13 protein-coding genes are annotated in these 12,638 nt (G+C 51.2%); 12 read left to right on the top strand and 1 reads right to left on the bottom strand.

Annotation, left to right across the window (positions count from 1 at the left end):
* Positions 1-163 precede the first annotated feature (163 nt).
* The 8 genes from recA (at position 164) to AC4ED1_RS02090 (ending at position 7,000) form a co-directional block, all read left to right on the top strand.
* The gene (gene recA / locus AC4ED1_RS02125; RefSeq protein WP_490935747.1) at positions 164-1,213 is read left to right on the top strand and encodes a recombinase RecA; all 1,050 of its coding nucleotides are present in this window, start codon (positions 164-166) and stop codon (positions 1,211-1,213) included.
* A complete protein-coding gene (locus tag AC4ED1_RS02120) occupies positions 1,206-1,847 on the top strand; it encodes a regulatory protein RecX (RefSeq protein WP_490935746.1) in 642 nt (213 codons plus the stop codon). Before recA ends, AC4ED1_RS02120 begins: the two co-directional genes overlap by 8 nt.
* A 211-nt stretch (positions 1,848-2,058) precedes the next feature.
* A complete protein-coding gene (rny, locus tag AC4ED1_RS02115) occupies positions 2,059-3,600 on the top strand; it encodes a ribonuclease Y (protein WP_490935745.1) in 1,542 nt (513 codons plus the stop codon).
* A gap of 137 nt (positions 3,601-3,737) precedes the next feature.
* Positions 3,738-4,247, top strand: a complete 510-nt coding sequence (locus AC4ED1_RS02110) for a hypothetical protein (RefSeq protein ID WP_490935744.1) — start codon at positions 3,738-3,740, stop codon at positions 4,245-4,247.
* 68 nt (positions 4,248-4,315) lie between these two features.
* On the top strand, positions 4,316-5,089 hold the full coding sequence (locus AC4ED1_RS02105) for a TIGR00282 family metallophosphoesterase (RefSeq protein WP_490935743.1): 774 nt from the start codon (positions 4,316-4,318) through the stop codon (positions 5,087-5,089).
* 135 nt (positions 5,090-5,224) lie between these two features.
* Positions 5,225-5,485, top strand: a complete 261-nt coding sequence (gene spoVS / locus AC4ED1_RS02100; RefSeq protein ID WP_018133374.1) for a stage V sporulation protein SpoVS — start codon at positions 5,225-5,227, stop codon at positions 5,483-5,485.
* Between the two features lie 85 nt (positions 5,486-5,570).
* On the top strand, positions 5,571-6,515 hold the full coding sequence (locus tag AC4ED1_RS02095) for a dipeptidase (RefSeq protein ID WP_490935742.1): 945 nt from the start codon (positions 5,571-5,573) through the stop codon (positions 6,513-6,515).
* 227 nt (positions 6,516-6,742) lie between these two features.
* The gene (locus AC4ED1_RS02090; RefSeq protein ID WP_490935741.1) at positions 6,743-7,000 is read left to right on the top strand and encodes a hypothetical protein; all 258 of its coding nucleotides are present in this window, start codon (positions 6,743-6,745) and stop codon (positions 6,998-7,000) included.
* Between the two features lie 200 nt (positions 7,001-7,200).
* On the opposite strand, the gene AC4ED1_RS02085 is transcribed toward AC4ED1_RS02090, so the two are convergent.
* Entirely contained in the window at positions 7,201-7,395 is a 195-nt protein-coding gene (locus AC4ED1_RS02085; RefSeq protein WP_490935740.1) for a hypothetical protein, read from the bottom strand.
* Positions 7,396-7,780: 385 nt separating this feature from the next.
* Here AC4ED1_RS02085 and cotE point away from each other — a divergent pair, with 385 nt between their 5' ends.
* The 4 genes from cotE to AC4ED1_RS02065 all read left to right on the top strand — a co-directional run bounded on the left by cotE (position 7,781) and on the right by AC4ED1_RS02065 (position 12,613).
* Positions 7,781-8,314, top strand: coding sequence for an outer spore coat protein CotE (cotE, locus tag AC4ED1_RS02080; RefSeq protein WP_490935739.1), 534 nt, complete (start codon positions 7,781-7,783; stop codon positions 8,312-8,314).
* 75 nt (positions 8,315-8,389) lie between these two features.
* Positions 8,390-9,766: a YheC/YheD family endospore coat-associated protein gene (locus tag AC4ED1_RS02075; RefSeq protein ID WP_490935738.1), complete on the top strand. Its 1,377-nt coding sequence runs from the start codon at positions 8,390-8,392 to the stop codon at positions 9,764-9,766.
* A 15-nt stretch (positions 9,767-9,781) separates the two neighbouring features.
* Entirely contained in the window at positions 9,782-11,149 is a 1,368-nt protein-coding gene (locus AC4ED1_RS02070; RefSeq protein WP_490935737.1) for a YheC/YheD family endospore coat-associated protein, read from the top strand.
* A 24-nt stretch (positions 11,150-11,173) separates the two neighbouring features.
* A complete protein-coding gene (locus AC4ED1_RS02065; protein WP_490935736.1) occupies positions 11,174-12,613 on the top strand; it encodes a putative amidoligase domain-containing protein in 1,440 nt (479 codons plus the stop codon).
* Positions 12,614-12,638 lie beyond the last annotated feature (25 nt).

Below are 12,638 nucleotides of genomic sequence, written 5' to 3'. Positions count from 1 at the left end.
CAATAGAATTACATATTATTTTACGGAACAAATGTTTGCTTTTTTGTGGTGCGTGATGTAAGATGGGAGCAGGAATTCAAGACATCCGAAACGAAAGTAACAACGAAACGAAAGCGACTATGGTGATTTTTGTTGAAAAAGTTGAAAAAGGAGAGATATGAGGGTGAGCGACCGTAAAACTGCGCTTGATATGGCGTTACGTCAGATTGAGAAACAATTTGGCAAGGGGTCCATCATGAAACTCGGCGAGGCAGCCAACGTGATGAATGTGGAAACGATTTCGTCCGGTTCGCTGGCAATCGACATTGCATTGGGAGTCGGCGGGTTTCCCCGCGGTAGGATCATCGAAGTGTACGGACCCGAATCATCGGGTAAGACCACCGTTACGCTGCATGCCATTGCGGAGGTTCAAAAGCGCGGCGGACAAGCCGCCTTTATTGATGCCGAACATGCGTTGGACCCGATTTACGCGCGAAATTTGGGCGTCAATATTGACGAGTTGCTGATTGCCCAGCCGGATACCGGGGAACAAGCGCTTGAAATCGCGGAGGCGTTGGTTCGTTCCGGTGCTGTCGATATTATTGTCATCGATTCGGTTGCCGCTCTTGTGCCAAAGGCCGAAATTGAAGGGGAGATGGGCGACGCGCACGTCGGTTTGCAAGCGCGGCTGATGTCCCAGGCGCTGCGGAAACTGTCGGGCGCAATCTCCAAGTCCAAAACGATCGCGATCTTCATCAACCAAATCCGGGAAAAAGTCGGGGTTATGTTTGGCAATCCGGAAACCACCACCGGCGGACGGGCTCTCAAGTTTTACTCCTCCATTCGCCTGGAAGTGCGCCGAGCGGAAGCGATTAAGCAGGGGAACGAACTCGTCGGGAACCGCACGAAGGTGAAAGTGGTCAAAAACAAGGTGGCTCCGCCCTTTAAATCGGTTGATGTGGATATTATGTTCGGGGAAGGGATTTCCCGCGAGGGAACGATTATCGACATGGGTTCCGACCTTGACATCATTACCAAAAGCGGCGCCTGGTACTCGTTCGAAGACGAACGCCTGGGACAGGGACGTGAAAACGCCAAGCAGTTTTTAAAAGAGAATCCGGCTATTGCGGACAAAATTGAACAAAGAATCCGCGAAGCGTACAAGGTCGGAACTCCGGTCCCGCTGTCTGTCGGCGGTTTTGCGGACGAGGAAGAGGAGTTTCTTGATGAATAAACCCAGGCGTACCGTTACGGCCATTCAAACACAAAATGCTCATCCGGACAGGGTGAGCATTTTTATAGACGGCCAGTTCGCACTCTGCTTGCGGCGGGAACTGGCCTTTCGCCTCGGTCTGCGTGCTGGGATGTCGGTAACGGAGGAGGATATAGCGCGTTGGCAACAGGAAGAGACCTGTCTGGACGTATGCGAACTGGCCGTTAAATATCTGTCTTTGCGAGCACGCAGCATTCAACAGGTGATGGACTATCTGAGCAGAAAAGGCTTTGATGAGGAAACGGCGAAACATGCCGTAAAGCACCTGGAGTCGTACGGGTATCTGGACGACGAGCGGTTTGCGTCCGACTTCGTTCGCAACCGGTTACAGTCGAAGCCGCGTGGAAAACGAATGATCCGTTGGGAACTGCAGCAGAAAGGGATTGCCGGCGAGACGATCGAACATGCGCTGGCCGCTTATGACGATGAGACGGAAGCGGCAAACCGGCTTGTATCGCGAAAATCCGCTTTTGCAAAAACGGACGATCCGCAAAAAAACAAGGAACTTGAAGGGAAAATCGGCCGTTTCCTGGCCCGTAACGGCTTTTCCGGCTCCACCATCCGTGCGGTCATCCGGCAGTGGAGGCAATCGTAGCCGCAAGAAACCCGCATGGCTGTCACGTGCGGCTACCTTTTCTTGACATCGATTTACGCTAAGGCTACAATTAAAAATGCGTATGCGAAGCTTTAATGGTCTTTGCCAAATGGCAATGCTTGATTACCGATTTGAATCCTTGCCCGCGACGGCAAGGCTGCGTCTCATGGCTCAGGGTTTTGATCATATCTGAGCTAGGAGGCATTGAAGAATGTCATTTTTGCCTGCAATACTGTTTTCTGCCCTTGCGCTGGTTGCGGGGATCGGCATCGGGTACCTTTGGCGGCGCAATGTTGCGGAAGGGAAGATGGCTGCTGCCGAGTTGCGTGCCTCGCAAATCCTGGAAGAGGCGAACAAGGAAGCGGAAGCCAGGAAGAAAGAAGCGATACTGGAAGCAAAAGAGGAAGTTCACAAGCTGCGTGCCGAAGCGGAAAAAGACATTCGTGAACGGCGCAACGAAATTCAGCGACTGGAGCGTCGTTTGCTCCAAAAGGAAGAAACGCTTGACCGGAAGACCGACGCGATAGAGAAACGTGCTGAATCGTTGGCGAATAAGGAACGCCTCGTGGATGAGCAACGTGAAAAGGTAGATGAATTGTATAAGCAGCAAGTTGCCGAATTGGAAAGAATCTCCGGGCTTACTCAAGAAGAGGCAAAGTCAATTTTGCTGTCCAATGTGGAAAAAGAATGTCGACATGAAGCTGCGATCTTGATGAAGGAGATTGAACAGCAAGCGAGAGATGAAGCGGAAAAGAAAGCGAAAGAAATCATTGCAACCGCGATTCAACGATGTGCTGCCGATCATGTGGCAGAAACGACCGTTTCCGTGGTATCCCTGCCAAACGATGAAATGAAAGGCCGGATTATCGGCCGCGAGGGGCGCAATATACGGGCGCTCGAGACGCTGACAGGCATCGATTTGATTATCGATGACACGCCTGAAGCTGTCATATTGTCGGGATTTGATCCGATTCGTCGGGAAGTCGCCCGCGTGGCTCTCGAAAAACTGGTGGCGGACGGGCGCATTCATCCGGCCCGAATTGAAGAGATGGTAGAAAAAGCCCGCCGAGAAATCGACGATCGCATCCGCGAAGAGGGCGAACAAGCGACTTTTGAAACGGGAGTCAGCGGGATTCATCCCGATCTTGTGAAAATTCTCGGTCGTTTGCGGTACCGCACCAGCTATGGTCAAAACGTGTTAAAACACTCGATTGAAGTCGCTCACTTAGCGGGACTTATGGCTGCAGAGTTGGGACTTGACGTGAACTTGGCGCGTCGCGGAGGCCTTTTGCACGATGTGGGAAAAGCGATCACGCATGAAGTGGAAGGTTCACACGTGGAAATCGGGGTTGACCTTGCAAAGAAATATAAAGAACACCCTGTGGTCATCAATGCAATCGGCGCTCATCACGGAGACATCGAATTTACCTCTCCGATTTCGGTGATTGTGGCTGCGGCGGACGCAATCTCCGCTGCCCGACCGGGAGCACGTCGGGAAACGCTGGATATTTACTTGAAGCGTCTTGAGAAATTGGAAGAAATCGCCGAATCCTTTGAAGGCGTTGAAAAATCGTACGCCATCCAGGCGGGTCGTGAAATTCGAATCATTGTAAAACCCGAGCTGATTGACGACGCAGAATCGGTACGCGTCGCTAGGGAGATTTCCAAGAAAATCGAGTCTGAACTGGATTATCCTGGGCAAATTAAAGTTACGGTCATTCGAGAGACCAGAGCAGTCGAATACGCAAAATAGGGCAGCCGCTAAGGCTGTCCTGTTTTTTCGTCGGTTTTTTCTTTAAATTCCCTGAAGGAATTTTTCCGTCAAAAGCGAATACCTACGAAGAAGCATCACTGAAATTGTCAGTTAGACTAAAGAAAGTAGTGAATGTCATGCCGATGCAGAAACACGAGTCTCCGGCGACTCATCTGTTAATTTCCATGTTGATCCGCTATCCGGAAGTCTCTTCCGTCCGGTTTGAACCGGAAAGCCAGTCGTTGATTTTTTCGTTTTTTTTGCAAGGACAGTTGGACAACGCAAAGCAAACCGCCTGCCTGGCAGACCTGACCGCCCACTTTGAAGCGTGTACGCTGCTGGATCGGCAGTTTGCTCCGATGGGGAAATTGAAGTTCACCCAACTGGAAGAACTTACTTTAGTTACATACCAACAACTGATCAATCAAATCAGCACCGCTGAAATTTATCTTGTGACGACGATTTTGCTTCGGCATTTTTCGGATGAAGTGGCGCTTGACCCGCTGGCGGTTGATGAAGCAGACAAAAAAACACAAGAAGAATTGATTGACCGTTTGCTGGGGCATCGTGATATTCTTGTGGAGGACAAACAGATCGTTGCCTATCGGGACGGCGGAAAGGTTTTTGTATACAACCGTCCGCTTTGATATAACATATGTTTCATGATATCTTTTCAGAAAGGCCGAAGACGTTTTCAGGTCGCGGGAGGTGCGGAATGCGAATTTTGTTTCTCGGTGATATTGTTGGACAGCCCGGGCGAATGGTTGTCGCTGAAAGACTGTCCGGCTTGCTTGATGAGTACCGCCCCGACCTGGTTGTTGCCAACGCCGAGAATTTGGCGGCAAACGGCCGCGGATTGACCCCAAAGCTTGCCGAAAAGCTTTTTGACGCCAACGTCGATATTCTGACGACAGGTAACCACGTTTGGGACAGCCGCGAAATCTTCGGCTATATCGATCAAGAAAAACGGATTGTACGGCCCGCCAATTATCCGAAAGGAACGCCCGGTTGCGGGTATACGCTGGTCAAAGCGGGTTCCTTCCGGGTGGCTGTTGTCAACCTGCTCGGCCGCGTGTTCATGGGGGATTTTGATTCGCCTTTCACGGTCATCGATGAAATCCTGAAGGAGATTGGCTCCGAAACGAAACATGTGTTTGTCGATTTTCATGCGGAGGCTTCCTCCGAAAAGTTGGCGTTTGCCCATTACGTCGACGGCCGTGTGTCGGCGGTGATCGGCACTCATACCCACGTGCAAACCGCGGATGAACAAATCTTGCCCGGCGGCACGGCGTATTTGACGGATGTCGGGATGTGCGGACCCATTCACGGGATTATCGGCATAAAAAAGGAGCAAGTGTTGCAGCGCTTTCTGACCCAAATGCCGGTTCGATTCGAAGTCGAATCGGGTCCTGCCGTGTTAAACGCCGTTGTGATCGATGTAACCGACAAAGGAACTGCATCTGCGATCACCCGCCTTTCATTAAAATAAATTTAATTTAATAGTCGAATCAAACACAAATTTTTAGAAAATTGGAACCGGTATGAAGGAATTTTCTGATCGACCACGAATATAGTTTAAATAAGTGTGTCGCAGAAAAATTCTCACTCGTGGAGGTTCTTGACTATGGAGGTATTAAAAGTTTCAGCAAAATCCAACCCTAATTCTGTGGCTGGCGCACTTGCAGGCGTACTCCGGGAACGCGGAGCCGCTGAGCTTCAGGCCATCGGAGCGGGCGCGCTTAACCAAGCAATTAAGGCAGTGGCGATTGCAAGAGGATTTGTGGCGCCCAGCGGAGTTGACTTGATTTGCATTCCGGCATTCACAGACATTCAGATTGACGGTGAAGAACGCACTGCGATCAAGCTGATTGTCGAACCGAGATAAACAGCTTTAACCGCACATTTTGTATTCTGATTAGCACCTGTTTACAGTCTGTAAACAGGACTTTCTTATTTCGGGGAGAGATTGGATGCGCACAAGACCGTTTTTATTGGACGCCCACGCCGACATTCTCTATCGGATGGAAACGGAACGGCTGAGTTTTACCGATCCCGCTTCCCCTCTTCATCTTAGTTTTCCGAAAATGGAACAGGCGGGGATCGATGTGCAGATTTTCGCTTTGTTTGTGGACCCTCCCTATACACCGCATGAACATTTGGCAAAATTGCTGGCGTATATCGACAGTTTCCGCACGGAAATTTGCCGCGACAATCTGATGGCTCCCGTTTGCACCTATGCGGACATTGAGCGAAATTTCTTGGCTGGCCGAAAATCGGCTCTGCTTTCGATTGAAGGCGGCGATTTCCTGACCGGCGATCTTCGGCAGTTGCGGATTCTTTATGCGTTGGGAGTTCGCGCCATGGGGTTGACTTGGAATAACGGAAATGCGATCGCCGACGGGGTCGGGGAACGGGTTGACCGCGGGTTGACACCCTTTGGCCGGGAAGTGGTTCGGGAGATGAATCGGCTTGGCATGGTGATCGATGTGTCCCACCTGGCTCCGAAAGGGGTTCGGGATGTGCTGGAATTGAGCGAGGCGCCGGTTATTGCGTCCCATTCGAACGCCCAAGCGGTCTACCGTCACCGGCGGAATCTTGACGATGACCAAATCCAAGGGATCGCCTGGAGCGGCGGTGTTATCGGCGCGACGTTTGTTCCCGATTTTATCGGCGAAGGACGAGCCACCATCGCGCACTTGCTCCGTCACATTGACCATTTGCTTCATGTGGCGGGCGAAGACCACGTCGGGCTCGGATCCGATTTTGACGGGATTGACCAAACGATGGAGGATCTTCGCTCCGGCGCCGATTACCCGAAACTGGTTGAAGCGTTGGAGAAGGAATACGGCCGTGCGGTAACGGCGAAAATATGCGGCGGAAATTTTTTGCGGGTGTTGAAGCAAGTGCTGAAATAGGAGTGACGACACACATTGCGGAAGTCTTGGCACAGTGACGGTTGACAGGTCGGTCGCCGCGAAATTGAAGACCGTCTCGGGATGTTTTAATTTGGTGGAAGCGGGCATATACTGGGGAAAAGGGAAACTCCGCCAAGAGTGTCCATGCGGCGCATCCGACATTCGGTCATCCATGACTGTCACAGCAGCGGAGCAGATCATCCTTGTCAGGAGGAGGGGACTCCCCCATGGAGACACAGGACGATGTGGGGATGGAGGAGAAAATGCGTGAATTGGAGAAAAAAATCTCCCAACTGCGAGCCGGTCGGCGTATTCTCATGAATCTTCTGGAACAATCCACACAGGAGAAGATGCGTCAAATTGTCAGGTTGGAACAGGAAAACAAAAAACTGCGCAATCGGAATCGCAGGTTTGCAGCCCAACTTCTGTTACTGAGAACGGGAATAAAAAAGGATATTGACGAGTTTTCAGACCCCTTCATGTAAGAAGGGCATTTTTTTATGAATAAAAAGATTCTGCGAAAAAGGGGAAGGATGGCAGTTTTTCCAAGGAAATTAGAATTTTCGCTGAAATTCGATGTTTTATCGTATTTTTTATCGCTTTATGTCGAATTGAAGCGGGAGGGGAATTTCATGTTATGGGGTGCCCGCAGTCGCCTGCGGGCAAGCCGCATGAGATCCGGTACTTACGTGTCGCGGCCGTCTTTTTCGTGCATTTGCCGCTTCAACGACTTATGGGTGAAATCCCATTTCGTGTACTGGACTTTTTGCGACTTTTTCTCTCGCGGACGCGGTATCCCGAGAGGTTTATACAGTTCGGTGGAAAATTCTTCCCTGGCAAAATCGAGTTTGTTGCGGAAGATGTTTTTATGGTTTGGCACACCATTCCCACCTTTCACTGTACTACAATTAGAATAACCACAAAACCGCCTTCAATACGATGCCCCGTGTACTTTCACGGGGCTTTTTTTTGCCGGATTCGATTTGGGCGCTTCCGCGGGTACCCAATTTGGCGGACCGGAATAGGATATACGGACAGATGACCCGGGACATCTGCAGGTGAACGAAAACATTGTTCCAGATGTCGATTGTCATACGGGCGGATGCACCTCATGCATCTGTCACGCATAGCATGTAGTACATTTTTCGCCCAACGGGGCACAACAAATCGCGCCAGGTCGCGGAAGCGGCCGGTCGTGCCCATGCGACGTACGGGTCCGAGTGTTTCCGCGGAACCCGGTCGACTCTGAAAAAGGAGGTAGCTGAATGGCATACTTTGACAAAGACGTACGTTGCCGGGAGATCTACACGCGAGCGGTCTGCGGCAAAGGCAGCAAATACTCGCAGACAACGTACACCATTCGTCCGGCCAACCGGCCATCCACCATCGGCGGATGTTGGGTGATGAACCATTCGTGCAGCGCGGAAATGGTTGGTGACTTTGTGGAAGTCCACGGACGGTTTGACGTGAACGTTTGGTACTCCTACAACGGCAACACGGAAACGGGAGTTGCGAAAGATACGGTTTCGTATGTCCAGCAAATCCCGCTGCGGGAACTCGATCCTTATTGCAGCCGGGAGGATATGCAAGTTTCAGTGAAAGTGTTGCAGCAACCGAATTGTTTGGATGCCAGTATCGTTGACGGCGGGAACGAAATCCTGGTTCGCGTCGAAAAGGAATTGGCCGTTGAAGTGATGGGAAAAACTAAACTGTTTGTATTGGTGTCCGATCCGCCGCTCGAAAAAGAAGATGAAGAACCGTTGGAAGAGGATCTCTTCGAAGAAGAATTTGAAGACTAAAGGGCGACATGGAAACGCGTTGCCTGTTTCACGGGGGCCGAAGCGCCCTTTTTTGTTTACGGAAAGGAGGCCCGTATGCTGGGAAGCGGTTTGCTAGGTGTTCTGCAAACAGCCGAAAACATCGTCTTCGTACCGAAACACTGGTTGGCTCGCATGGGGTGGTTGGCAGGGGATACCATCCGGATCACGGCGGGAAAAAAGTCTGTTCCGGCAAACGTTCAGGTTCACGCGGAAGACCGCATTGCGGTCTCGAAAGCGGTCCTCTGGAAGTTAAAAGTGCCGCAAGTGCCGATTAACTGGAAAGCGGAAGGAAACGCAATCCGGCTCGGCCCTTTCGTGGCGGTGTATTGCAATTATTGCGGGGATTCCAAAAGGCCGTTTGCAAGTATTACCGATTTACTTAAAGATATGGCGTTGATTTCCAAAAAAATGAACATCCCCTTTTATGTGGTTTCAACCGGCGGCTTTCACGAAATGACCAAAACCGTTACCTGTCGGATTTATGACGAGTCAATGGGCAAATGGGTACAAGCCGAATATCCGTGGCCGGATTTTTGCATCAAAAAAATGATCTCAATTCCCCTGAAACGACGGTGGATCGCAAAGAAAGAAGCGCAATGGCTCAACCGTGAATGTGCCGTGTTGTATCGGCCGCTTGGTTCAAAATGGAACGTGTATCAACTGCTTTCGAAAGATTCCGCGATTGCACCTCACCTTCCCCAAACCAGAAAACTCGAATCGTCGGAAGACGTCCTGACGATGCTGGAAAATTTCCCTTTGTTATACATCAAGCCGTCTCGGGGAACGCAAGGAAAAAGCGTGTATCGGTTCAGCCGTCAATCCGGCTCCGGAATCGCACGCGTGGAGTTCCGGCAAGACGGCCGCACGCGGGCGGCAACAGTAAAACTTTCCGACAAGACGACATGGTTTAAGAAAAAATTTCTTTCCCGTCAAGAGTTTCTCGTCCAGCAAGGCATTCGTTTACTGACCGACCGGCAAGGGCGTCCTGCCGATTTTCGCTGGCTGCTGCAAAAAGACGGTTCGGGCCGCTGGAATATCACCGCCCGAGTGGCAAGGCTCGGACAAAAAGGGAGCGTCACCACCAACGTTTCGACGGGTGCAGACGTTTTGCACGCGGAAGCTTTCCTGGCACAGGCCGGTTTTTCTCCGCATAAGATTCCATCCGTGATCAAGCTAACGGATCGTCTCGCCTTTCTGACCGTGGGCCGGCTTGAACAACAAGTCGGACCGCTGGGGGAATTGGGCATTGATTTTGGTTTGGACGGCAGCGGCTATCCCTGGATCATCGAAGTGAATCCAAACCCGGGCCGCAAGATGCTGAGGCTGCTCGATCCCCAAGTACGGGCGTTGTCACTGCAAAGACCTCTTGAATATGCTAGGTATACGGTTGGATTCAGCACCACCCTGCCCGGAAGATTCCAAAATCGGTAGGAGGGAAGATGTGGATTGAAAAAGGCTTCCGTACTCATCACATCTGTCTCCTCAGATCACAGTGGAGCCATGTTCCTTGCAAAACCGCTTTGCAAAGAACTTGAGATCGCACCGGGAACCCATCAACTTTCTTGCGGCGGTATCACGTGTTGGGTTCGCGTGATGTTTCCCATGCACGACAAACGCGGAGTCTGCGCTTTTTCGCCTGATGTCTTGAAATCCTTTGCATTGGTGGAAGGAAGCAAGTTGTTTTTATACAAAAAAGGGGATCAGCTACGGATCGGACCCGTGCTTGGAATTTTTGCCGATGTGCGCTCGAAAAACGGGGAAGTCACGGGCTACCAGGCCCCCGTATTCGAGCATTTGCTGTCGCTTGCGGCGGAAGAACACATGTACGCTTATGTGTTCGGACCGCAAGAATTGAAGTCGAACAAGATACGCGGTTACATTTTGCAAAACGCGAACGGGCGGCAAAAGTGGGAGATGCGGGATGTACCGTACCCGGACGTTGTGTACGATCAGATCGTCACGCGAAAATTTGAAAAGCTTCCGCACGTCAAGGCGTTCAAACAACAATTGATCAAGAACTTGGGCGCGGCCTATTTTAACCCCGGCTTCTTCAACAAAGTGCAGGTCCACGAGTGGTTATCGTCAAAAGATGAAACAAAAGGATATTTGCCGGCAGCGATCCCCCATGAGGACGCAAAACGAACGGCTCATTTTGTCGACCGGTACGGGCAGGTGTATCTGAAACCGGCAAATGGATCGCTCGGAATTGGAATTATAAAATTGGTCCGCTTGGCGGACGGCCGGTTTTTCTGTCAGACAAAAGGAAAACAAGGAGTGCAGGCGCAAACCGTTCACAAGTCGGCAACGGAAGCGCTGCAAAAATTGGATCGGCGGTTACGGAAAAAACCGTTTATCGCACAACAGGGTCTGGAGTTAAAAACATTCAAAGGGCGCCCGTTTGACATCCGCGTCTTGGTGCAAAAGGATCATACCGGGAAATGGAAACGGACCAAAATGTTTTGCCGGATTGCCCGTGCCGGAGACATCACGTCGAATCTCAGTACTGGCGGTGACGCGCTGTCCCTTACCAGAATTCTGCAAGAACTCTATACCAAAGAAGAAACCAAACGCATTCAGTCGAAAATCAGGAAACTGGTCAATGTGGTTCCGACCGCTTTGGAAGAAGCTTCCGGATTGAAATTGGGGGAGATCGGGCTCGACATCGGGCTTGACACAAAAGGATGGGTTTGGATTATCGAAGTGAATTCCAAACCCTGGAAAAAACCGTTTACGGAACAAGGATCGATGGAATTGGTGCTGCAATCTTTTCGCCGCCCCCTGCAATACGGAAAGTATCTGGCCGGAATCACCTGATCAATCGAAGAAAGGAGACGGACGATGGGGTACCTGCTTCTGCACGCTGGACAACCGACAGCGAAACGATTATTGAAGCGTGTTCCCAGACTTGCCGGAGTAGAAGATATGGACCCAGTCGCGAGTCAAGACCGGGTGATTCGATGGGGAAACACGGTCGGAAGTGATACGGGGCCGGAACGAGTATTGAATCCAAAACTGGCGATTCTGGCGACCCTCTCCCGCAGCGATATGTTGTCGATTTTGCAACAAAACGGTATCCGGTGTCCATTTTCCAGAGAATCCGGGAAAGAGCGGTCTGTCACTTTGTCGCGTCATTACCGGGTGCCCGTGTTTAATATGCGGGCATTGTCCTTATACAGGTCGGATGGAAAATCGATTTGGCTGGACCGCAGAATCAGCCAAATCCACGGGCAGTTCCGGGAAGTGCCGCCTGATGAAGACAAGATTGCCGTAAGGGTCTGCCGTTTGGCCATTCGTGCGGTTCATGCGCTGGGGCTCGATTTCGGACTCGTAAGCCTCGGGGTGTCAACCAGAGGATTGACCTATGTGTTGGACGTGTCGCCGGCGCCGGTTTTGAAAGACAAATTGCTGGAATTGTACGCTGACGCGATACAGGAATGGATCCAAGAGGAAAGATCGCAAACGATTCCTTCGTTTGTGATGGGAAGCGATTTGGAATTTATGTTGAAAAACAGGGACGGAAAAATGGTGGTGGCCTCCAATTACCTCCCCCGCAACGGAAAAGTCGGTTGCGACGCTCTAAGCATCAGGCGGGCGGGGAACCGGTTTCCGCTGGCTGAAATCCGGCCGGATCCCAGTTCCTCTCCCTTGCGTCTGGTGAAAAATATTGCCGATGCGCTGGTGGAAGCAAAACGCATGATTCCCCGTAACCTCCATTGGGTGGCCGGTTCCATGCCGTTGCACAATTACGGCATCGGCGGACATATCCATTTTTCAAATCTGCCGTTATCCAGCCAACTGGTCAAAGCTTTGGACAACTATCTGGCTTTGCCGGTGATGATGCTGGAAGATACGACAGCTTCGACAAAAAGACGGTCGAAATACGGTTTTTTGGGCGATGTGCGGTTAAAATCGCACGGTGGTTGGGAATATCGCACGTTAGGCAGTTGGATGATCTCTCCCGAAATTTCAATGGCGGTTCTCTGCTTGGCGAAACTTGTGGCCACTCATTACCGGGATTTGACGCGTATGCCGTTTTTGCACCCGGAGTTGCAACGAGCTTTTTACAAGGGTGACAAAAGCACGCTGCGCCCCCATTTTGAAGAGATTTGGCGGGATATTGAGCAAACGGATACCTATGAAAAATATAGGGAATATCTCGATGTGATACCGGAAATGGTGCAAAACGGCGAATCCTGGGATGAATCAGCCGATATCAGGCGGGCATGGGGCATTCGATACACGCGACCGGGGCGGATGGGGAAACCGGTTCGCATCTAGTCGGTTGGACTGGCGGCCCATGAAA

Source organism: Effusibacillus sp. SKA8, from assembly GCF_058273125.1.
The sequence above is the reverse complement of the archived record's forward strand: the minus strand, read 5'-3'. Positions and strand labels throughout refer to the sequence as shown.